This window comes from Eubacterium sp. Marseille-QA0814, assembly GCF_965119675.1.
GTDB lineage: Bacteria > Bacillota > Clostridia > Lachnospirales > Lachnospiraceae > Eubacterium_G.
Genome location: NZ_CBCPMG010000001.1, coordinates 1,910,971 through 1,933,363 on the forward strand (window position 1 = coordinate 1,910,971; position 22,393 = coordinate 1,933,363).

The following is a 22,393-nucleotide window of genomic DNA, read 5'->3' on the forward strand; positions in this document are numbered from 1 at the left end:
AATAAAGATGGAATATGTAGAATATAAAGGAAAAAACGTTGACGAAGCAATTACTAATGCATGCGTCGCTCTAGGTATTGCAGCTGATAAACTTGATTACGATGTTGTAGAAAAAGGTTCAAATGGTTTTTTAGGATTTGGTAGCAAACCTGCTATTATTAAAGCTAGAAAAAATGAATCAGTAGAAGACATTGTAACTGAATTTTTAAACAAAGTTTTCAGTGCAATGGAACTTACAGTTAAGTTAGACATTAAAGTTGAAGAAGGTGAAAAGGAAAACACAATCAACATTAATGTAATTGGTGATGATATGGGAATTCTCATTGGTAAGAGAGGACAAACACTTGATTCATTACAGTATCTTGTAAGCCTTGTAGTAAACAAGGAAAGCGATAAGTTTAACAGAGTTAAGCTTGATACTGAAAACTATAGAGAAAGAAGAAAAGCAACACTTGAAAATCTTGCTAGAAATATTTCTTTAAAAGTTAAGAGAATTAAGAAACCTGTAGCATTAGAGCCAATGAATCCTTATGAAAGAAGAATCATTCATTCAGCTTTACAGAATGATAAGTTCTGTACTACAAAGTCAGAGGGCGAAGAACCTTACAGACACGTAGTAGTAATGCTTAAGAAGAGAAACAATAACAGATAATTTGTTTTAAATAACCTGTTAGGTTAAGTTGGGATATACCTGATTAAACCTGACAGGTTTTTTATTACATAAAAAACGTTCCACTATGGATGCACCCTGCGTGAATGAAAAAATATTGCTAAATAGGCACGCGCTGGTTGCGTAGAATGTCGCAAGGGACATTCTTTTTACCCTTTTTATAATAATGAGAATGTGGTATACTCTTACATTAGGTAATTATGCAATTATAAATAATATTAATTTAAGGTGATTTATGAAGATTACAGATACAATTGCGGCTATCTCAACATCAACAGGTAATTCGGGTATTGGAATTATTCGTGTTAGCGGAGATGAAGCCATTGAAATAGTTGATAAAATTTTTAAGTCGAATAAAGAAGGAAAGAGATTAATTAATGTTAAATCTCATACAGTTAATTACGGAAATATTGTAGATGGGGACAAGGTTCTTGATCAGGTTTTAGTTCTTGTAATGAAAAATCCACATTCATATACAGGTGAAGATACAGTAGAAATTGACTGTCATGGTGGTATGTTGATTTTGAAAAAAGTTTTGGATTTAGTAATTAAGAATGGTGCTAAGTCAGCTGCACCAGGTGAATTTACTAAAAGAGCTTTCTTGAATGGCAGATTAGATTTGTCTCAGGCTGAGGCTGTTATGGATTTAATCAATTCTCAAAATGATTTTGCGTTAAACAGTTCAATTGAACAGTTAAAGGGTGGAGTTTCTGAGAAAATTAAAGAAATTAGAAGTGATGTGATTTATCATATTGCCTTTATTGAATCAGCATTAGATGATCCGGAACATATTAGTCTTGATGGATACGATAATGAAATTTCTGAAATGATTAATAAGAATATAAGCAAGATAAAGAAAATGATAGATACTTTTGACAATGGTAGAATAATGAAGGAAGGTATAAAAACTGTTATTTTAGGTAAGCCAAATGCAGGAAAGTCTTCACTTCTTAACCGAATGTTAGGAGAAGAACGTGCCATTGTAACGGATATTGAGGGAACAACAAGAGATACCTTAGAAGAAAATATTAACTTAAATGGTTTGTCTTTGAAAATTATTGATACTGCAGGTATTAGAAATACTGATGATAAAGTTGAGCAGATTGGTGTAAATAAGGCTAAAGAGATTGCCGAAGGTGCAGACCTTATTATTTATGTAGTTGACGGTTCAAAAGACATAGATGAAAATGACAAGGAAATATTAGAAATTATAAAAAATAAAAAAGTTATTGTTTTATTAAATAAGACTGATATTGATCGCGTTGTGGACATAGAACAATTAAATGAAATACCTAAAGAGGATATTATTGAATTTTCAGCAAAAGCTGGTTTGGGAATGGATGAACTTGAAGAAAAAATAAAAGATATGTTTTATTCAGGTGAGATTACTTTTAATGACCAGGTTTACATTACAAATGCAAGACACAAAGAAGCATTAGAAAATTCTTACAATAGTTTGCTGAAAGTCAAAGAGTCTGTTGATGCAGGCATGCCGGAAGATTTTTATTCAATAGATTTGATGGATGCTTACGAACAACTGGGACTTATAATTGGAGAAAGTGTAGAAGACGATTTAGTAAATGAAATTTTCTCAAAATTCTGTATGGGAAAATAATAAATTTAGTGAAGAGAAGAGAGAAGAAATGTTAAAGATTGAAAAAAATTATGATGTAGTAATAATTGGTGCAGGACATGCAGGTTGTGAAGCTGCTTTGGCATCAGCTAGACTTGGACTTGATACTATAGTTTTTACGGTAAGTGTAGACAGTATCGCACTTATGCCATGTAATCCTAATATTGGTGGAACATCTAAAGGACATTTAGTTAGAGAAATAGATGCTTTAGGTGGCGAAATGGGTAAAAATATTGATAAAAGTTTTATTCAATCTAAAATGCTTAACAAGTCAAAGGGACCGGCTGTGCATTCACTTAGAGCACAGGCTGATAAACAGAATTATACTAGAGAAATGAGACACACTCTGGAAAATACAGATAATTTAACTATTAAACAGGGAGAAGTTTCAGAATTAATAGTTGAAGATGGTGTTATAAAGGGCGTTAAAACTGTATCAGGTGCAACTTATTATGCAAAAGCAGTAGTTTTAGCTACAGGTGTATACTTGAAATCAAAGTGTATTTACGGTGATGTTTGTGAATATACTGGTCCTAACGGACTTATGACAGCAAATCATTTATCAGATTCTTTAGTTGCTAACGGAATTAAGATGAGAAGATTTAAAACAGGTACACCTGCCAGAGTAGATAAACGTTCAATTGATTTTTCAAAAATGGAAGAACAGTTTGGAGATGAAAGAATTGTTCCATTTTCGTTTTCAACAGATCCGGAAAGTATTCAAAAAGAACAGGTTTCATGTTGGTTGACTTATACAAATGAAAAAACACATGAAATTATAAGAGATAACATTGACAGATCACCTTTATTTTCAGGTATGATTGAGGGAACAGGTCCAAGATACTGCCCTTCAATTGAAGATAAGGTTGTTAAGTTTGCTGATAAAAACAGACATCAGGTGTTTATTGAGCCTGAAGGACTTTATACAAATGAAATGTATTTAGGTGGTATGTCATCATCACTTCCTGAAGATGTTCAGGACGCAATGTATCACACAGTACCAGGACTTGAAAATGCCAAAATAGTTAGAAATGCGTATGCAATAGAATATGATTGTATTGATTATGGTCAGTTACTTCCAAATTTGGAGTTCAAAACAATAAAAGGTTTGTTTAGTGCAGGTCAGTTTAATGGAAGTTCAGGCTATGAGGAAGCTGCAGCTCAGGGTATTGTTGCCGGAATTAATGCGGCAAGATTTGTTCAGGGAAAAGAAGGCATTGTTATTGACAGATCACAAGGTTATATTGGTGTGTTAATTGATGATTTGGTAACTAAAGAAAGCCATGAACCTTATAGAATGATGACTTCAAGAGCTGAATACAGATTACTACTTAGACAAGATAATGCTGATTTAAGACTATCTAAGTTAGGATATGAAATAGGTCTTGTTCCAAAGGAACGTTATGATTATATTTGCAGAAAAGAAAAGTTAATAGAAGAAGAAATTAACAGACTTGAAAATTATAAAATTGGAGCAGCAAAAGAAAATCAGGATATCTTGGCAGATTTAGGTAGTTCATCATTAAAAACAGCAACTACCTTAGCTGAATTAATAAGAAGACCGGAGCTTGATTATGAAAAAATTGCTCCATTAGATAAGGAAAGACCAAAGATTCCTTATGATGTTAAAGAACAGGTTAATATAAACATTAAGTATAATGGATATATTGAAAGACAGAAAAAACAGGTAAAGAACTTTAAGAAACTTGAAAACAAAAAAATACCTGAAAACTTTGACTATACAAAGGTAAATAGTTTAAGAAAAGAAGCTGTACAGAAGCTGGAATTCTATAAACCATTAAGTATTGGTCAGGCTTCACGTATTTCAGGGGTTTCTCCTGCAGATATTTCAGTGTTGTTAATTCATATGGAACAACATAAAAGTAAGTAATTGTTTTTTATAGAGTAATAAGTTAATATAGTGATTGATAAATGTATTTAAATAATATTATTTAAATACATTTATTTATGTAAAGAGTTATCGAAAGTTAATTAGAATATATTAATAAGTAATTGGATAATTAGATGAATATGTAAATGAGTAAATAAATAAGTAAATAAATGAGTAAATATATGAGTAAGTATATGAGCGTGTATATGATTATATAAATGAGTGTATGAATAAAAAAGTAATATATGTACATACAAACAAGTGTATGAATAAAAAACAATATATGTACATATAAACAAGTGCATGAATAAAAGTAATATATGTACATATAAATGAGCATATGGATACAGTGATATTTGCTCATATAAATGAGTATATGAATACAGTAATATATGCACATATACAATATTTAGAAATATATAATATGTAATTTAAAGTATTTATTTGGATGCAATAAAAATTTAGGAGATTATATGAACGGCAAAGAATTGTTAATTGATGGAATAGAAAAGATTGGATTAGAAATAAGTGAAGAACAAGCTAACCAGTTTATGAAATACTATGAAATGCTAATAGAAACTAATAAGGTTATGAATCTTACAGCAATTACAGAATTAGATGAAGTAATAATAAAGCATTTCATTGATAGTTTATTAGTTGCAAAGAAAATTAATGTAAATAATTTTGATTCACTAATAGATGTAGGAACCGGTGCAGGTTTTCCTGGTATTCCAATTAAGATTATGTTTCCTGAAATTAGAGTGGTGTTATTGGATTCATTAAATAAAAGATTAAAGTTTTTAAATAATGTAATTGATGAATTAGGCTTAAAAAATATAACAACTGTTCATGGGAGAGCTGAAGATATTGCACATATGGATGAATATAGAGAAAAATTTAGCTTATGTGTGTCAAGAGCCGTAGCTAATTTATCAACTTTATCTGAATATTGTATTCCATTTATAAATGAGAGTGGAATATTTATAAGTTACAAGTCTGAATTCAGTGAAGAAGAAACTGATAATGCAAAAAAGGCTATAAAAGTTCTTGGTGGAAAGATTGAAGACACTTATATTGAAGAATTACCACATTCTGATATTAATAGGAGTTTTGTTGTAATAAAAAAAGAGCGTTCTACATCTAATAAATACCCAAGAAAAGCAGGGGTACCATCAAAGAAACCAATAAGATAAGGAGAAAATAGTGACAAAAGATTATCTGTTTAATAGAAAAAGCAAATTACAAGAAAAATTAAAGATATATGAAGATAAATTAAATGATAATATGTATTCAATTGTTGAGTCTAAAAATAAAATAGACCATTTAGAATCAATGGTTGATGAAGCTTCTGAAATTTTTTCCGTACGAGGAAGAGGTGATAGTGGTTTAAATAATCAGGAAATTAACCAGTTAGAAGTACATATATCATCATATTTAACTGAAAATGATAGTTTAAAAGATAAAATTAGCAAATTATCCAATGAAATCAGTTTAATTGATGCCTGTTTAGAAGAAATATCGAATGTTTCACGTGAAACATTTGATATACAAGGAACTAAATTATGTGAAAGGAAAGAAAATAATACTGTTAAAAGTAGTATACATACTAATCTGAATATAGACAATAATAAAATTATTGATAATTTGGCAGAAAGTTTAAATCTTATAGAAATTGATAAATATAAAGCCAAAGATAAAATACGGGAAGTAATAAATATGTTAGAAAAATAAGATGTTTCACGTGAAACATCTTATTTTAATGCCAAAGGAAGCTGTTTATAAGTAGTATAACATTAAAATATTATATAATAGGTATAAATTAATACAAAATAATAGTTTTAAACTTTACTCCGGGGTAAGATTCAAAATAAAAATAATGAATATGTAATATTTAGTGCAAAGTGGATAAGAAACTTCATTCTGGCACTATAATAGATATTTAAATTATCTTCTAAATCATATAAATAACATACATATAAATAAAAAATAAGTATATATTGTAAAAAAAATATAGAAATACTATCAAATCATCTATAAATAACTATTTATTATTAAAAAAACTGCAAATATTGAATGTTTTACGTGAAACATTCAATATTTATGTATAAATACAAAATGAATTATATAAATATTGTTTAATTTAATGTAAATCAATAAAATATAAAAAATGTAAGAGATGTATATACAAATATAATAATATAAATATAAATAGATAAATAAATAAATATAAATACATACAGATATCTAATATATATAAGTGGATTAGATACGAGAAAATATAAAAATAAATGTTTCACGTGAAACATTTTGGAAAAATACAGTTAAATATATATAATAGATGCCAAAAGGAACTAATTAATCTTACAAATATATAGAAAAGCGTATATTATTGTGGTAAAATAGCTAGATGGGGAAATTTGACTTAAAAATAAGAAAGAAAGGCATTAGTTATACTAATGATAGATAGAAAATGGGTAAAATTATTGCAATTGCAAATCAAAAAGGTGGTGTAGGCAAAACAACTACAGCAATTAATCTATCTTCTTGTTTAGCAGAGAATGGAAAAAAAGTATTATTAGTTGATATAGATCCGCAGGGAAACGCAACAAGTGGAGTTGGAATAGTAAAACAGAATCTTGAAAATACAATTTATGAGTTATTTTTGGGAGAATGCACTGTTTCTGAGTGCTTAACACAAAGTGTAGTGGAAAATTTAAACGTTTTACCTTCAAATGTTAATTTATCAGGGGCAGAAATTGATTTGATAGGCGTTGATGGAAGAGAATTTATATTAAAAGAGACTTTAGAGATGGTGAGAGATCTTTATGAATATATAATTATTGACTGTCCTCCATCTTTAAATATTTTAACTGTTAATGCCATGGCGGCAGCTGATTCAGTTATAGTTCCAATTCAGTGCGAATATTATGCATTAGAGGGATTGTCTCAATTAATACATACTATTAATCTGATTCAAGAGAGATTAAACGAGAATCTCGAAATAGATGGTATTGTATTCACAATGTTTGATAAAAGAACTAATTTATCAACAGAAGTTATTGAAAATGTTAAAGAAAACATACAAATTAAGATTTATGATACTGTAATACCAAGAAATGTTAGATTAGCAGAAGCACCAAGCTATGGATTACCAATTCATATGTATGATGGTAAATCGGCTGGAGCTATTGCTTATAACAATCTGGCATTGGAAGTTATAGCAGAAGAATAATTTATCAGTTTTTATATTATTATATTATATTACATTATTATTTCGTATTATAGTATAGAAGTTTTTATAAAAAAAGGTTAATAAATTATCAAAATATGATCATAAATATAGAAATTATACGGTAAAATGTTAATAAAATATATGTACATAGATAAAATTATAGGTAAATGTTCATTTGTTTATCTATTTATTTATAGTTACAAAGATGATGTACATATATAAACGACATGAAAAGGAGTTTATATGGCAGCAAAAAGAAAAGGATTAGGGAAAGGCATAAATAACTTAATTCCTGAAACTGATGTTATAAGGTCTACACCTAAAAAGAAAACAGAGAAGAAGGAAGTTGTCAAAGAGGTTGTAAAGGAAGTAATTAAAGAAGTAAAAGTTCCGGTTCCCGGAGATACAATGATGAAAATATCAGACATAGAACCTAATAGAGAACAGCCAAGAAAGAATTTTGACAAGGAAGCCTTACAGGAATTAGCTGATTCTATTAAACAATTTGGAATTATTCAGCCAATTGTTGTACAGAAGAAAGATGATTATTATGAAATTATAGCAGGAGAACGCAGATGGAGAGCCGCAAAGCTTGCAAAATTAAAGGAAGTTCCTGTTATTATAAAAGAATATTCAGATAGAGAAGTAATGGAAATTGCTTTAATAGAAAATATTCAACGAAAGGATTTAAATCCTATTGAAGAAGCTTTAGCTTATAAGAGTTTAATTGATGAATATAGTTTAAAACAGGAAGAACTTGCAAATAGAGTGTCAAAGTCAAGAACTGCAATTGCAAATTCTATGAGATTGTTAAAATTAACAGATAGTGTTCAAAATATGCTGATTAATGACGAAATTTCAATGGGACATGCGAGAGCTTTGTTGACTTTGGAACAGGAAGATTTGCAAATTGAAGCGGCAAAGACTATTGTTAGCAAGGGATTAAGTGTACGTGATACTGAAAAATTAGTAAAGTCAATTCTTAATCCAAAGCAGGTTAAACTTCCAATTCCATCAGCAGAAGCAGCTATATACGATGCTATAGCTAATAAGTTAAGAGAAAAAATGGGCACAAAAGTTTCAATTAATCACAAGAAAAATGGTAAAGGAAAAATTGAAATTGAATACTATTCACAGGAAGAATTAGAAAGATTACTTGAAATGTTTGATGACATTGAAGAATAATTCGAATTAACAAAATAGAATAGTATCAATTAATTAAAAGAACAAAACAAAAGGAGTAAAAAATGAAAGATTATATTTATTTAGGAATAATAGCAGTAATGTTTGTAGTATTTTTAATTCTACATATTAAGCAAAACAACAGAATTACAAAACTTATGAACAGATATGAAAAGTTCATGAAAGGTAAGAATGCTGAAAATTTATCAGCAGCAATTGAAGAAAACTTCCAGCAGATGGATAAACTTCAGCAGGCATACACATCTAATGAAGAAAAAATGGATAAAACATTGCATAATTTAACATCAACATTCCATAAATTAGGAATTGTAAAGTATGATGCTTTTAAGGAAATGGGTGGAAATTTAAGTTTTGCTCTCTGCATGCTTGATGACACAAATACAGGTTTTATCCTAAATACAATGCATGGTAGAGATAGTAGTTATACTTATATTAAGGAAATTACTAAAGGCGAAGCTTATGCTACATTAGGTGAGGAAGAAAAAGAAGCCTTAGAAAAAGCAATGAATAGTTAAATTAATAACAAAAGTTATAAAAGAATTATAGAACAAAATAAATATAAATTATAAAAAAATTAAATAAGAATAAAAATATCCTGCAGATTAAAAATGGAAAGGTCTGAAAACTACATAAAATTTAACTACAAAGTAAAATTTTATACAAAATGTTTTCTACAAGAAGTTTTGAAAACACTCAACCATTTTTGTTTGCAGGATATTTTTTACCTGTTAAGGTCTTATTTTTACCACTTAGCAAAATTGTATTTACAATTCATCAGACAATTAATAGAATGTATGTATGTTAAAGAAAATTTAAGAGGAAGCTTATGAAAATTACAGTTGATGTGGATGAAAACTACATAGAAAATGAGGTTGTAATAAAATGTTCTGAAATTAATGAAGAAATAATTAATTTGCAGAAGATACTTTCGACCAGGAATGCCATAAATACAAAAATTGAGTTGTATAAAAATAATGTGGAGTTTTATGAGGCGTTAGAAAATATAATATTTTTCGAAACTGACGGTGATGTTGTAAAAGCTCATACAAGAAATAATATTTTTGAAACGAAAAGCAGACTCTATGAACTGGAACAGATTTTGCCATGTTATTTTTGTAGAATATCAAAGTCGGCAATTGTTAATGTAAAAGAAATATATTCTATTACTAAAAACATAACAGCTTCTTCAAAAATTGAATTTAAAAATACTCATAAAAATATCTTTGTATCAAGAGGATATTTTAAGCCATTAAAAAATAAGATAGATGAGATAAGGAGTATAACATGAAAAAAAGAGCAAGTAATATTTTTTGTGGAGTTTTAATTATAGCAGCAACAATTTTGTGGATGTTAAGTAAACTGGGCTATATAGGTGATGTAATAACAGGACATATTATAGTGTCTATATTATGGATAGCGTGGCTGATTAAGGGATGCATAGAAAGAAAAAGTTTTTCTATTTTTATGTCGTTGGCATTTCTTGCAATTGTATGGAACAAAGAGCTTGGTATAGAAGCGATAACACCATGGCCTGTTATGGGAGCAGCAATTTTTTTAACAATCGGAGTTTCATTTATATTTAAAGATAGCAAAAGAAAAAATTGGCAGCATAAGTATTATAATAATTATGATAATAACTATCAAAAAAAGTTTAATGAAAACAATAATAATTTTGAAAATGATAATAACACAACAGATGAAAGGAACACAGAATATGGAACATCACAACCACACGAAAGTCACGTTGATGGTGAACATGTTTATCATATGAATAGGTTTTCAGGTGCAGAAAAATACATTGATTCACAGAATCTAAAAAGCGTTGAGATTATTAACAAAGCAGGTGGCATGGAAGTGTATTTAGATAATGCCAAAGCTGCAGGAGATAAAGTATACATGAGAATTGAATGTATAGCAGGTGGCATGGAAATATATATACCAAAAAATTGGAAGGTTCAGAATAACATCGACTGTTTTGTAGGTGTTGTTGAAGAACCGGCAGACATAGACATGGCAGTAAATGATGTTACTTTGGTTATTAGTGGAATTGTAAGAGCTGCAGGAGTTGAAATAATCAGGGTATAAATAAGAATAGATTAATCTAATAAACATTCCACTAGGGATGCACACTCGTGCAAAAAGAAAATAGTTGTGGACGGGCACGCACTTGGTGTGTAGAATAATACATTAAAGATATTAGATAAAAACATTAAATATAAATATTAAATAAATAATATTAGATAGATACATTAAAAAAGACATGGGGTTCAGATTGTAATCATAGAAAGTTTAGCTGCCTATAATTAATATGAACTCCATGTCTTTTTTGTTTATTAAAGTTATATAAATCTTAATATTCTATAATAGAAATTAAACTATTTAACAAATCTTCTTCTCCGGGATTCTTCTTGCCAAGTCTTGCGGCTGCCACAATTGGAATCCAGTTACGAACATACTTTGAACTTGTGTTAGTTGCATCGCAGAATTTGGTTAAATATAAATCAGCGTATTCTGGCATGTTCATCTTCATCCAAATATAAGTGCGGGCTACGTCGGCACTGGCACTGCCCTGGGCTGCATGATTCCAATCTAAAATGTAATCACCATTATCAGATACCAAAACATTGTGTGGTGTAAAATTACCATGAACAAGTTTATTGTGTTTTGGACATGTGTTAAGCATATCTAAAAGGTCAATTTTCATACCTTCGTCTAAGTCTGATAATTTAATATAATCTGTAAGCTTGTCCTTCTGAATTGGAAGTTTAGGACATTTAAATTTATGAATAGAAGTATGAACTTCAACCATTTTGTCTAAATATTTATCAACATTATCAGAATCATTTTTTATTAAAGAAAATAAAGTGTCCCCTTTAATGGAATCTGATTTAAAACACCAGTGGTTGTCATTAAAAGTTACTTCTTTAATAGAAGGAACTTTGACACCTGCGGCTTCAACTTCAGTTGTAATAAATGATTCTAAAAAAACTAATCTTTTGTCATAGTTTTCATTGAAAACCTTATATGTATCAATTCCATTAGTGTATATTTTATTGTTACGTCTTGTGTTAATTATTTCAAAATTCATAAGTAAACCTCTTAAATATATATTTACATTCCAAATTAGTATATCACAATTAAAAAATCTTGGCTACAATCCTTGAAAAAATAAGGCTATACCTTGCAAAAATAGTATGTTAGGGGTATAATCGAAATACCGTTTTAATAATAAAAAAGCGCGAAAAAACATAGAAAATAGGTGGTAATAAATATGTTAGATATTAAATTTGTCAGAGAAAATCCTGATATTGTTAAACAGAACATTAAGAACAAATTCCAGGATAAGAAACTTCCATTAGTTGATGAAGTTATAGAATTAGATGATCAGAATCGTAAGATCAAAAAAGAAGTTGAATCACTTCGTGCTGAAAAGAATAGTTTATCAAAGAAGATTGGTGGACTTATGAAGGAAGGCAAGAAGGAAGAAGCTGAAGAAATTAAGGCAAAAGTTGCTGCCGGTAATGCTAAGATTGATGAACTTACAGCAGAAGAAAAGAGAACAGCAGAAGAAATTAAGAAGAGAATGATGGTTATTCCAAATATTATTGACCCATCAGTTCCAATTGGAAAAGATGACAGCGAAAATGTTGAACTTGAAAGATTTGGTGAACCTGTTGTTCCTGATTTTGAAGTTCCATATCATACAGAAATTATGGAAAAATTCAATGGCATAGATTTAGAAGCTGCACGAAATGTTGCAGGAAATGGTTTCTACTATCTTATGGGAGATATTGCAAGACTTCATTCAGCAGTTCTTTCATACGCTAGAGATTTTATGATTGATAGAGGTTTCACATACTGTGTACCACCTTTTATGATTAGAAGTAACGTAGTAACAGGTGTTATGAGTTTTGATGAAATGGATCAGATGATGTACAAGATTGAAGGTGAAGACCTTTACTTAATCGGTACAAGCGAACATTCAATGATTGGTAAGTTTATTGGAACACATACAAATGAAGAAAATCTTCCATACACACTTACAAGTTATTCACCATGTTTCCGTAAAGAAAAAGGAGCTCATGGTATTGAAGAAAGAGGAGTTTACAGAATTCATCAGTTTGAAAAACAGGAAATGATTGTTATTTGTAAACCTGAAGACAGTATGATGTGGTATGACAAGCTTTGGAAGAATACAGTAGATTTATTCAGAAGCATGGATATTCCTGTTAGAACATTAGAATGTTGTTCAGGTGATTTAGCAGATCTTAAAGTTAAGTCAGTTGACGTTGAAGCATGGTCACCAAGACAGAAGAAATATTTTGAAGTTGGTAGCTGCTCTAACTTAGGAGATGCTCAGGCAAGAAGACTTGGAATTAGAGTTAAGGGTAAAGATGGAAACTACTTTGCTCATACACTTAACAACACAGTTGTTGCTCCACCACGTATGCTTATTGCATTCTTAGAAAATAACCTTAATGCTGATGGAAGCGTAAGCATACCTGAAGTTTTAAGACCATACATGGGTGGAAAAGAAAAAATCGAAGTAAAATAATTAAGTTATTAACATATTTTCTATACAATTTATATTTATGATAATAAAATATGTAATACCTAATAAAATGTTAATATGATATATTAGTTACGGCGAAGATGTTTCTTTGCCGTAATTGATTATAAATGTCTCAGTACCTCAGTAGGATAGAGGGTTCGCCTCCTAAGCGAAACGTCGCAGGTTCGATTCCTGTCTGGGACGGGTTAAAGCAGCTACTATGTAGCTGCTTTTTAATATAATAGTAAATTTCATATAAATTTACTATTATATTAAAACGTTCCACTAGGGATGCACACTTGTAAAACATACTATTAAATGGTATTATAAAGCCTGAGGCTTTAGCATATTGAAGTAACATACATTTAGAAATATAAGTAATGTATATTTATAAATATGCTAATAATATAAATGGAGAAAAAAGATGGAATATATTGTAATGGATTTGGAATGGAACCAAAATCCTTACGGAAAAAGTCATCAACATTCAGATTTACCATTTGAAATTATAGAAATTGGCGCGGTAAAAGTAAGTGGTGATAGGAAAGAGATAATAGATTCTTATCAACAGGTAATTAAGCCAAGAGTATATAAGAAACTTCATCATAAGATTGAGGAGATTACTCATTTCACTAATGAGGAATTAAGTCATGGTAAGGATTTCAAAAGAACCGTTTTGGATTTTTTGGACTGGTGTGGTGATGATTACATGTTTTGTACATGGGGCTCCATGGACTTAACAGAACTCCAAAGAAATATGAAGCATTATAAGTTAGAGAGAATTTTAGATTTTCCGTTATTTTACGTGGATTTGCAGAAAATGTTTAGTCTACGATATGATGATGGACACATGAAAAGAACTTTGACAAGCGCAGTTGAATATTTGGAAATTCCGGAGGACGGAGAGTTCCACAGAGCATTAAGTGATGCTTATTATACCGCAAAAGTATTACAAAAAATGGATTATGAAAAGTATAAGGGAAGATTATCAATTGATACTTTTTATTCTCCAAGAATCAAAGAGGAAGAAATCTTTGTAAGATTTGATGAGTATACTAAGTTAGTAACAAGAGAATTCTTGGACAAAGACGAAATGTTCAAAGAAGAAGAAATCAGTTCAATGTTATGTAATAAGTGCGATAAACCACTTGAAGTTATTATCGACTGGTTTTCTGATAGCGGTAGAACATACTATTGTTTAGGAAAATGTCCTGAGCATGGTTATGTTAGGGGAAAGATTAGAGTAAAAAAATTAGAAGAAGACAGTTTCTTTGCTATTAAGATTATGAAATCTACTGATGATGAAGGTGCTAATTCAATACATGAAAAACAGGAATCAATTAGGGAAAAGAGACGAGAGAGAAGACAGAGGTCTCTGGATAAAGAAATAGTCGTTGAAGAAATATGGGATGAAAACGAAGAAGACGACGATTAAAAAAAGAGCAGTAAATCAATTATGATTAACTGCTCTTTTTTTATGTAATAAGAAATTCCTTCAGAATTTCTTATTACATAAAAAACGTTCCACTATGGATGCGCACTCGCGCGAATGGAAAAATGTTGCTAAAGCAACACACGCTCGGCACGTAGAATGTCGCAAGCAACATTATTATATAATATAAATTCCTTAGAATGGATTTTCTGATTCTCTTGTTTCTTTGTAATTAGTAATAAGTGCATCTAATTCATCAAGAAGACATTCAACTGTTCCGTAGAATGCATCGTTGTTTGCAGGATTGTCAAAATCTTCTTTAATAGATGTAAGAGTATCAATTATATCTGTAAGTCTCTTTTTACCACTTCCGTTAAGATATAACATATATCTGCTACGTGCATTTTCCTGTGGTGTCATTTTCTTTAAAACAACTTCCATGTTTGGCTTTTCACCAATAAATCTATATGTAATAGATGGTGAAGCGTGATTAAATAAATGCTGAAGATGATAAATGTCTCCTGTTTTCTTATAATAGTTCCAAGCGAATGTCTTACGCATTGTCTGGGCACCAATTGAGCTAAGTCCAATTTTGTGACCGGCTGCACGAAGCACTCTGTATGCCTGTTCACGACAAACAGGACGATTCTGTGTCTTGTGACCTAAAATAAGATAAGCGTCAGGATCCTTTCCTTCTGTATAGTCTGTAATGATTTTTTGTAATTCTTCAGGAACTGTAAATGTGTTTTCAATATTCTTTGCTCCAATTTTTACAGTGATTTCAGATTTACCTCTAACATCTTTGTTCTTAAATGTAAGAATATCCTGAAGTTGAAGACCTGTACCGATACCAAGTTCAAACATAATATAATATTTGTAATCAATATCTTTTAGAACCTTCTTAAAATTTTCTAGTGTTTCATAGTCCTTAATAGGTGCAACCCAATTCATATAAATACCTCCTAAAATATTAATGCCTATAACGTCTTTTCATATCTCGAATTTTATTTAATTTTCTTTGATGTGCTTTAATAGCAATGATAGCCGCAGCAACTATTGCAATAAATAAAACAATTAAAATAATTGGAAGAAAATTAAATGATGTTTTCTTTGAATTATTTGTAGTTGTTTTACTATTATTGGCTTTTTCAGGAGCCTTAGTAGTTGTACTAACAGCATTTGTTACTATGTTATTAGTTGAAGTAGTTTCCTCAGATTTAGTCTCATCATTGTCTTTAGACTGTGTATAGTTAATATTTGCAGTTCCAAGAACCATATCCCCATATTTATAGGTAATTGATGCAAATGAACCATCAGTTAAATTGAAAGATACATCAGTGTCTAAATCGCTAAATGAAATTCCTTTTGGAATTAGAATTGATGCATTCTTGTCTACTGTAATATTTGAAATTGTATCAGAAAAAGGCGATATAAAATCATTAGAAGTGTCGAAGTTAAATCGACTATCATTTTCGGATACATTTTCGTAGTTAAAATTATCAAAACCGTAATCAAGTAATTTCTTTGTATCGTCGAAAACCTGCTCACCGTTAGATTTCAGCACAACGGATATAAGTGAAACATTTCCACGTTTTGCATAAGTCACAAGTGTTTTTCCAGCCTGGTCTGTGTAACCGGTCTTGCCACCAATTACATCAGCGTCATAATATGGACTGGTTGTAAAAATCATCTTATGTCTCTGATATGACTGGAAAGGTTTAGTTCTCTTATTATTTGCAGGAATTGTATATTCAGTTGTATGAATTACATCCAAAAAAACAGAGTACTGTATGGCAGCTTTCATAATCATTGCCATATCATAAGCTGTTACATAATGGTTATCATCATGTAAACCATTTGGGTTAGCAAAATGAGTATCTGTAGCGCCAGCCTGTTTAGCGCGTTCATTCATTAGCTTGGCAAAAGCCTCTGAACTTCCTGCAATATGTTCTGCTAAGGCTGTAGCTGTTTCGTTGGCTGAGGAAAGCATTAATGCGTATAAACAATCCTTAACACTCATTTTCTCACCAACCTGACACTGAATGTTAGAATCCTCAGCAGTAAGACTGTCTAAATTCTTCTTTGAGTAAACTACAGTGTCATTCATTTTGCAATTCTCTATTGCAAGTAAAGCAGTCATAATCTTTGTAATACTTGCAGGATACATTTTCTTATGTGGATCCTTTTCGTAAATAATTGTACCTGTTGTTGGTTCAATTAGAATTGCTGATTCTCCAATAATAGATGGAGCTTTTGGTAAACTTTTCTTAGTAGCGGCGGACACATCTGTTTGCCAGCCACCAAACGCCTGCCCCACAAAAGTAACAAGCATAAAAACTGATAATATATATGATAAAAATTTCTTCATTTAAATCCTCTTTAATTCTTTTTATATGTCTCATATTATTTTACTAGGAACATGTAAAAAAATCAACAGTAATCCCCTTGGTAAAATAGTGAAAAAAGTATGAAAAATGTGTTATTAACTTAATTAAGAAAAGATTAAAAAAACAAAAAAGATTAGAATGTTAAAACACCCTAATCTTTTCTTAACTTTTTGTTATGTTATTTGCACTTCAAAATAATCTTATAAACTTATTATTAATGAACTCTTGATTTTATAACTTTTAGTCGTGTGAATTCTTCACGTTCTTTTTCTTCAAGTGCATTCTCAATAGTTTTAACAAGTACCTCATAGTTAGGAATTGTTATGTTTTGAAGAGCATTAGCACGTTTCTGTGTTTTCTTAATGTTGTATGCCAAACGGTAGGCGGCATTTTCAATCATGGACAACCTAATTGTAAGGTCTTTTACTTTCTCAAAATGAGATTTTGCTTCGTCCAAAGATTCTGTTGTTCCGTAAAAGGAATAAACAGGATTTTGAACTTCTTCTTTATGTTTCACAAGAGGAATTTCAGTTCCCATAACACTTCGTGTTTTTATGTGAATATCCTGTTCAGGTGGAACGTTGAAGGCAAAAGTCTCTACGTTTTTGATGCCAAGCTCAATGTTGGCTTTTTCCAAAGCTGCATAAGCATCTGTAAAAGTTTTATCAATTTCATGCTGAATTAATTCAGCTTTTTCTGTTAGGTCCATAATCTCACGTATAAGAATATTTCTTTTTTTGTCCATTAGTTCGTAGCCTTGTCGTGCCAGAGCCAGTGAACTTTTGGCGGCCATTAAATTACCCTTAGTAGGTACTGTATTCAAATTCAATTGTGCCACCTCCTAACTAATCTGTAAATGCGTTGTAGTATTTATCTAAAATCTTTGTATCAATTCTATCAAGTTCTTCTTTAGGAAGAATATGAAGTAATTTCCAACCTAAATTTAATGTTTCTATAATGTTTCTATTAACACCCATACCTTGGCCAACAAATTCAGCTTCAAAAGCTTTACCAAATTCAAGATACTTTTTATCAGTTGGTGATAATTCATCTTCACCGATAACTGAAGCTAAGGCTCTTGCATCTCCAACTTTTGCGTAAGCAGAGAAAAGCTGGTTAGCAACATCCTGATGGTCTTCTCTTGTAAATCCTTCACCGATGCCGTCCTTCATAAGACGTGAAAGTGATGGAAGAACATTAATAGGCGGATAAATGCCCTGACCATATAATGAACGATCCAACGTAATCTGACCTTCAGTAATGTAACCTGTTAAGTCAGGTATTGGATGGGTAATGTCATCATTTGGCATTGTTAAAATAGGAATCTGTGTAACAGAACCTTTGGCACCTTTTATAATACCTGCACGTTCATAAATAGTTGCAAGTTCACTGTATAAATAACCCGGATAACCTTTTCTTGAAGGAATTTCACCTTTTGAAGAGGAAACCTCACGCATAGCTTCCGCAAAAGTAGTCATATCGGTTAGTATAACAAGAATGTGCATATCTTTTTCGTAAGCTAAATATTCTGCAACAGTTAAAGCAACTTTCGGTGTAATAAGACGTTCTACTACAGGATCATTTGCCATGTTAAGGAACATTACGGTATGTTCTAAGGCACCTGATTCTTCAAAAGAACGTTTGAAGAAGTCGGCAACGTCGTTTTTTACACCCATGGCTGCAAACACAACAGCAAACTTTTCGTTGGTGTCATCACCTAAAGATGACTGATTAACTAACTGGGCTGCCAGCTGGTCATGTGGCAAACCGTTTCCTGAAAAAATAGGAAGCTTCTGACCACGAATTAAAGTTGTTAAACCGTCAATGGCTGAGATTCCTGTTCTAATGTAGTTTCTAGGATATTCTCTACTAACAGGGTTAAGAGGCATACCGTTTACGTCTCTTTTTTCTCCGTTAATAGGTGGTAGCCCGTCTAAAGGCTTACCTACACCGTTAAAAGTACGGCCTAAAATATCCGGTGACAGGGCAACTTCCATAGGGTGTCCTGTTAGTTTTGTATGTGTATTGGTAAGAGACATGCCCTCGGAACCTTCGAAAACCTGAATAACAGCTTTGTCTTCATTGATTTCGATAATACGTCCAAGTCTTTTCTCTTCTCCATCGTTCATTTTAAATTCAACAATTTCGTCATAAGCGGCATCTTTTATACCTTCAAGAGCAACTAAAGGCCCGTTTATTTCGCTTAATCCTAAATATTCTATAGCCATGTTGCACCTCCTTATGCCTGTTCCTCAATAATTTTTGCGTAGAAATCATCAATTGCCACTTTGTAATCGTCAAACATTGAAAGTTTGTTATTAGGAATATCATATTTAATGGCAATAACTTTTTCAAAAATGTTATTTTGTTTAAGTATGGACATTGGTATTCCCATTGCTATAAGTTTTGATGATTTTTCGTATAAATAAAGAATTGTTTTCATCATTAATAGCTGTTTCTTTAGTGGAACGCATGTATCCTGATCATGGAACGCGTTCTGCTGTAAAAATCCTAAACGTATTACTCTGGCAATTTCCAAAGTAAGTTTCTGGTCATCAGGTAAAACGTCGCTACCAATTAATTTTACAATTTCCATTAATGAACTTTCCTGATTTAAAAGAGAAAGCACCTGTGCTCTGCAGGATGAAAAATCAGGTCCAACGTTTGTGTTGTACCAATTAGTTAATTCATCAGCATATTCGCTGTAACTTGTAAGCCAGTGAATGGCAGGGAAATGTCTTGCGTAAGCCAGTGATTTATCAAGTCCCCAGAAGCAGCGTACAAATCGCTTTGTGTTCTGTGTAACAGGTTCTGAAAAGTCACCACCCTGTGGAGATACAGCTCCAATAATTGAAATTGAACCTTCAGTTCCGTTAAGGTTTTCCATATAGCCGGCTCTTTCATAGAAAGCAGATAATCTGCTGGCAAGATATGCAGGGAAACCTTCTTCAGCAGGCATTTCTTCAAGTCGGCCTGATAATTCTCTAAGAGCTTCAGCCCATCTTGATGTAGAGTCTGCCATAATTGCAACATGATAGCCCATGTCACGATAATATTCTGCTAAAGTAATACCTGTGTAAATTGAAGCCTCTCTGGCTGCTACAGGCATGTTACTTGTATTTGCAATAAGTGTTGTTCTGTCCATAAGTGGATTACCTGACTTTGGATCAACAAGTTCTGAAAATTCATCAAGAACCTGAGTCATTTCGTTTCCACGTTCACCACAACCAATGTAAATAATAATATCTGCATCAGCCCACTTGGCAATCTGATGCTGGTTCATTGTTTTTCCTGTACCAAAACCACCGGGTATTGCTGCAGTACCGCCTTTTGCCAAAGGGAAAAGAGTATCCATGATTCTTTGTCCCGTAACCAATGGAGCAGTAGTACCAAATCGTTTGTTAATTGGTCTAGGCTGTCTGATTGGCCATTTCTGTGTAAGAGTCAGGTCTAAAGTAGAACCATCATCTTTCTTAATGGTTACAATAGTGTCGTTAATTGTATACTGACCATCATCCACAACACTTACAACAGTTCCCTTAATGTAAGGTGGAACCATTGACTTGTGAACAATAGCTCTTGTTTCCTGAGTTGTGGCGATAATTGTACCGCCTGAGACATAGTCACCTACATTTACTGTAATGTGTACATCCCATTTTTTTGTTATATCAAGTGAGTTTACATTTACTCCTCTGGAAATAAATGCACCTGACTGTTTCTCTATTTCGCTAAGTGGTCTTTCAATACCGTCAAAAATATTATTTAAAATACCAGGAGCTAAAGTAACGAAAATAGCACTGTCTGTACCATATATTAGTTCCCAGGGTTTTAGACCACTGGTTTCTTCATAAACTTGGATGGTAGTCATTTCAGATGAAAGACCAATAACTTCACCAACCAATCTTTCAGAACTAACGTAAACCATTTCGCCCATTTTAAAGTCTGTTTTACCTTTAATATAAACAACAGGCCCGTTAATTCCATAAATCTTTCCTGTTTTCTCCAATTGACTGCCTCCTAAAATGTAAATGTAAATTGTTCCTGTTCTTCAATAAGGCGTGTTTTAAAAGAATTGTCTATAAGAATATTTTTCTCAGGAACGATAGTTCTTGTCCCACCTAGAAATTCTTTTTTATAAACTTCAATATTTACATTAAAAGATTCTTTTAAAACGTTAAGTAAATGAGAATCTTCAGGATCAATGTAAATAGTAATGTTTAAGTCACCATATTCCTTAATGATTTTATCTATTTGGTTTTCAAGCTGTTTAACATATTCAGGTGTTTTTCTATATGCTATGAGTTTTCCCCTAACAGATTCGAAAACTTTGGATTTTAATTCCGACTGCTTATTTGTAATTTGTTTCTTAATAAGCATTTGGGCTGAAGCTAACTCCTTTTTTGAATTAGCTTTAACCTGATTCATTCTGGCACGTTTAGATTCTTCTGATAAAAGAGTGGCATTTTCTTTGTGAATTGCCAGTTCATCATCTAAAGATGCCTTGTAGCTACTAAGTGATTCAGCGCTTTTGTTGTTGGCACTTTCTAAGGAAATACTTCTAAAGTGCTCCATCTTTTCTTCTATAGTCATAGCCCTGTATCCTTTCTAAATTTTGATTCCAATAGCCTCGTTAATATAGTTAGTAATGAAATTCTTTTGGCGACCAAGACCATGTCGGTCGGGAATTTCTACTAACAAAGGCTGTTTCTTGTTAAGTTTTATGTCGTCTATTACTTCAGGAATTTCAAAACTTAATTTTTCTGTTATAAGTAAAATTCCAAGATTTTTATCTTCCAGAACTTTTTCAACTGCGGCTTTTGCCTCTTTACGACCATGGACAACTACGCCTTCAACACCGGCTAAACGCATGCCTGTTAAAGTGTCTACATTGTCGCTGATTAAATACATTTTCATAAAAGCCTCCTAAACACTGTGTACAAATGAATTTATGCAACGTGTGTAAGAATAAGGAATGCAACAATAAATCCCCAAAGAGCAATACCTTCTGCTAAGGCAACGAAGATAAGTGCTTTACCGAAAATGCTTGAATCTTCGCTTAATGCTCCAAGAGCTGCACTAGCTGAGCTTGCAACTGCGTAACCTGAACCTATACATGAAAGACCAATTGCAAGACCTGCGGCAATAAGACCTAAACCGTTAGAAGAAGCTGCATCACTTGTTACAGCGGCACTTGCTGTGTTACTGAAAATAACGATAGTTCCTAAAAGGAAAGTTCCAAAGAATGTTAAGCAGTTTGTTAAAACTGTTCTTTTGAAACGACCTTTACTCTGTTCTCCAACAAAGTAAACTACTAATGGTAAAACAATTGTAAGTAATAAAGCTACTGAAAATAAAACATTAATTAACATATTAAAATTCCTCCTGATGTTTAA

General features: G+C 31.6%; 21 protein-coding genes and 1 tRNA gene. 13 read left to right on the forward strand and 9 right to left on the reverse strand.

Annotation, left to right across the window (positions count from 1 at the left end; genetic code table 11):
* Positions 1–7: 7 nt before the first annotated feature.
* The 10 genes from jag (at position 8) to ACQY63_RS08885 (ending at position 10,714) form a co-directional block, all read left to right on the forward strand.
* Positions 8–652: an RNA-binding cell elongation regulator Jag/EloR gene (jag, locus tag ACQY63_RS08840; RefSeq protein ID WP_022164594.1), complete on the forward strand. Its 645-nt coding sequence runs from the start codon at positions 8–10 to the stop codon at positions 650–652.
* 253 nt (positions 653–905) lie between these two features.
* A complete protein-coding gene (gene mnmE, locus ACQY63_RS08845) occupies positions 906–2,285 on the forward strand; it encodes a tRNA uridine-5-carboxymethylaminomethyl(34) synthesis GTPase MnmE (RefSeq protein WP_022164595.1) in 1,380 nt (459 codons plus the stop codon).
* Positions 2,286–2,313: 28 nt separating this feature from the next.
* Complete coding sequence (gene mnmG, locus ACQY63_RS08850) at positions 2,314–4,194, forward strand: tRNA uridine-5-carboxymethylaminomethyl(34) synthesis enzyme MnmG (RefSeq protein ID WP_428245064.1); 1,881 nt, start codon at positions 2,314–2,316, stop codon at positions 4,192–4,194.
* A 473-nt stretch (positions 4,195–4,667) separates the two neighbouring features.
* Positions 4,668–5,387 (forward strand): 16S rRNA (guanine(527)-N(7))-methyltransferase RsmG, encoded by a 720-nt coding sequence (gene rsmG, locus ACQY63_RS08855; RefSeq protein ID WP_022164597.1) that lies wholly within the window; start codon positions 4,668–4,670, stop codon positions 5,385–5,387.
* Positions 5,388–5,397: 10 nt separating this feature from the next.
* Complete coding sequence (locus ACQY63_RS08860; protein WP_022164598.1) at positions 5,398–5,925, forward strand: hypothetical protein; 528 nt, start codon at positions 5,398–5,400, stop codon at positions 5,923–5,925.
* 739 nt (positions 5,926–6,664) lie between these two features.
* Entirely contained in the window at positions 6,665–7,426 is a 762-nt protein-coding gene (locus tag ACQY63_RS08865; protein WP_176815088.1) for a ParA family protein, read from the forward strand.
* A 243-nt stretch (positions 7,427–7,669) separates the two neighbouring features.
* Positions 7,670–8,611 (forward strand): ParB/RepB/Spo0J family partition protein, encoded by a 942-nt coding sequence (locus tag ACQY63_RS08870; protein ID WP_022164522.1) that lies wholly within the window; start codon positions 7,670–7,672, stop codon positions 8,609–8,611.
* A gap of 62 nt (positions 8,612–8,673) precedes the next feature.
* Positions 8,674–9,144 (forward strand): DUF4446 family protein, encoded by a 471-nt coding sequence (locus tag ACQY63_RS08875; protein WP_022164521.1) that lies wholly within the window; start codon positions 8,674–8,676, stop codon positions 9,142–9,144.
* 311 nt (positions 9,145–9,455) lie between these two features.
* Positions 9,456–9,917, forward strand: a complete 462-nt coding sequence (locus tag ACQY63_RS08880; protein WP_022165193.1) for a LytTR family DNA-binding domain-containing protein — start codon at positions 9,456–9,458, stop codon at positions 9,915–9,917.
* Positions 9,914–10,714 (forward strand): LiaF transmembrane domain-containing protein, encoded by an 801-nt coding sequence (locus ACQY63_RS08885; protein WP_428245065.1) that lies wholly within the window; start codon positions 9,914–9,916, stop codon positions 10,712–10,714. Before ACQY63_RS08880 ends, ACQY63_RS08885 begins: the two co-directional genes overlap by 4 nt.
* A 265-nt stretch (positions 10,715–10,979) precedes the next feature.
* On the opposite strand, the gene ACQY63_RS08890 is transcribed toward ACQY63_RS08885, so the two are convergent.
* A complete protein-coding gene (locus tag ACQY63_RS08890; protein WP_022165194.1) occupies positions 10,980–11,717 on the reverse strand; it encodes a phosphotransferase in 738 nt (245 codons plus the stop codon).
* Positions 11,718–11,900: 183 nt separating this feature from the next.
* Here ACQY63_RS08890 and serS point away from each other — a divergent pair, with 183 nt between their 5' ends.
* The 3 genes from serS (at position 11,901) to ACQY63_RS08905 (ending at position 14,616) form a co-directional block, all read left to right on the forward strand.
* Positions 11,901–13,184, forward strand: coding sequence for a serine--tRNA ligase (gene serS, locus ACQY63_RS08895; protein WP_022165195.1), 1,284 nt, complete (start codon positions 11,901–11,903; stop codon positions 13,182–13,184).
* A 127-nt stretch (positions 13,185–13,311) separates the two neighbouring features.
* Positions 13,312–13,385: transfer RNA gene (locus ACQY63_RS08900), tRNA-Arg, on the forward strand.
* Between the two features lie 220 nt (positions 13,386–13,605).
* Complete coding sequence (locus tag ACQY63_RS08905) at positions 13,606–14,616, forward strand: 3'-5' exonuclease (protein WP_022165196.1); 1,011 nt, start codon at positions 13,606–13,608, stop codon at positions 14,614–14,616.
* Between the two features lie 192 nt (positions 14,617–14,808).
* Here ACQY63_RS08905 and ACQY63_RS08910 read toward each other — a convergent pair whose 3' ends face one another.
* The 8 genes from ACQY63_RS08910 to ACQY63_RS08945 form a co-directional block, all read right to left on the reverse strand.
* A complete protein-coding gene (locus ACQY63_RS08910) occupies positions 14,809–15,564 on the reverse strand; it encodes a tyrosine-type recombinase/integrase (protein WP_022165197.1) in 756 nt (251 codons plus the stop codon).
* Positions 15,565–15,583: 19 nt separating this feature from the next.
* Positions 15,584–16,981, reverse strand: coding sequence for a D-alanyl-D-alanine carboxypeptidase family protein (locus ACQY63_RS08915; protein ID WP_428245066.1), 1,398 nt, complete (start codon positions 16,979–16,981; stop codon positions 15,584–15,586).
* Between the two features lie 233 nt (positions 16,982–17,214).
* Positions 17,215–17,829, reverse strand: coding sequence for a V-type ATP synthase subunit D (locus ACQY63_RS08920; protein WP_022165199.1), 615 nt, complete (start codon positions 17,827–17,829; stop codon positions 17,215–17,217).
* 16 nt (positions 17,830–17,845) lie between these two features.
* Positions 17,846–19,228: a V-type ATP synthase subunit B gene (locus tag ACQY63_RS08925; protein ID WP_302690222.1), complete on the reverse strand. Its 1,383-nt coding sequence runs from the start codon at positions 19,226–19,228 to the stop codon at positions 17,846–17,848.
* 11 nt (positions 19,229–19,239) lie between these two features.
* On the reverse strand, positions 19,240–21,006 hold the full coding sequence (locus ACQY63_RS08930) for a V-type ATP synthase subunit A (RefSeq protein ID WP_428245067.1): 1,767 nt from the start codon (positions 21,004–21,006) through the stop codon (positions 19,240–19,242).
* 11 nt (positions 21,007–21,017) lie between these two features.
* Positions 21,018–21,590: a V-type ATP synthase subunit E gene (locus ACQY63_RS08935; protein WP_302690221.1), complete on the reverse strand. Its 573-nt coding sequence runs from the start codon at positions 21,588–21,590 to the stop codon at positions 21,018–21,020.
* Between the two features lie 15 nt (positions 21,591–21,605).
* A complete protein-coding gene (locus ACQY63_RS08940; RefSeq protein ID WP_022165203.1) occupies positions 21,606–21,914 on the reverse strand; it encodes a V-type ATP synthase subunit F in 309 nt (102 codons plus the stop codon).
* A 32-nt stretch (positions 21,915–21,946) separates the two neighbouring features.
* Complete coding sequence (locus ACQY63_RS08945; RefSeq protein ID WP_118000010.1) at positions 21,947–22,369, reverse strand: ATP synthase subunit C; 423 nt, start codon at positions 22,367–22,369, stop codon at positions 21,947–21,949.
* Positions 22,370–22,393: the final 24 nt, after the last annotated feature.

Coding starts and splice junctions, on each gene's coding strand:
- jag (WP_022164594.1), top strand. CDS start 8: ATGGAATATGTAGAATATAAAGGAAAAAACGTTGACGAAGCAATTACT.
- ACQY63_RS08905 (WP_022165196.1), top strand. CDS start 13,606: ATGGAATATATTGTAATGGATTTGGAATGGAACCAAAATCCTTACGGA.
- ACQY63_RS08910 (WP_022165197.1), bottom strand. CDS start 15,564: ATGAATTGGGTTGCACCTATTAAGGACTATGAAACACTAGAAAATTTT.
- ACQY63_RS08940 (WP_022165203.1), bottom strand. CDS start 21,914: ATGAAAATGTATTTAATCAGCGACAATGTAGACACTTTAACAGGCATG.
- serS (WP_022165195.1), top strand. CDS start 11,901: ATGTTAGATATTAAATTTGTCAGAGAAAATCCTGATATTGTTAAACAG.
- ACQY63_RS08890 (WP_022165194.1), bottom strand. CDS start 11,717: ATGAATTTTGAAATAATTAACACAAGACGTAACAATAAAATATACACT.
- ACQY63_RS08875 (WP_022164521.1), top strand. CDS start 8,674: ATGAAAGATTATATTTATTTAGGAATAATAGCAGTAATGTTTGTAGTA.
- ACQY63_RS08865 (WP_176815088.1), top strand. CDS start 6,665: ATGGGTAAAATTATTGCAATTGCAAATCAAAAAGGTGGTGTAGGCAAA.
- ACQY63_RS08885 (WP_428245065.1), top strand. CDS start 9,914: ATGAAAAAAAGAGCAAGTAATATTTTTTGTGGAGTTTTAATTATAGCA.
- mnmG (WP_428245064.1), top strand. CDS start 2,314: ATGTTAAAGATTGAAAAAAATTATGATGTAGTAATAATTGGTGCAGGA.
- rsmG (WP_022164597.1), top strand. CDS start 4,668: ATGAACGGCAAAGAATTGTTAATTGATGGAATAGAAAAGATTGGATTA.
- ACQY63_RS08915 (WP_428245066.1), bottom strand. CDS start 16,981: ATGAAGAAATTTTTATCATATATATTATCAGTTTTTATGCTTGTTACT.
- ACQY63_RS08880 (WP_022165193.1), top strand. CDS start 9,456: ATGAAAATTACAGTTGATGTGGATGAAAACTACATAGAAAATGAGGTT.
- ACQY63_RS08870 (WP_022164522.1), top strand. CDS start 7,670: ATGGCAGCAAAAAGAAAAGGATTAGGGAAAGGCATAAATAACTTAATT.
- mnmE (WP_022164595.1), top strand. CDS start 906: ATGAAGATTACAGATACAATTGCGGCTATCTCAACATCAACAGGTAAT.
- ACQY63_RS08925 (WP_302690222.1), bottom strand. CDS start 19,228: ATGGCTATAGAATATTTAGGATTAAGCGAAATAAACGGGCCTTTAGTT.
- ACQY63_RS08945 (WP_118000010.1), bottom strand. CDS start 22,369: ATGTTAATTAATGTTTTATTTTCAGTAGCTTTATTACTTACAATTGTT.
- ACQY63_RS08935 (WP_302690221.1), bottom strand. CDS start 21,590: ATGACTATAGAAGAAAAGATGGAGCACTTTAGAAGTATTTCCTTAGAA.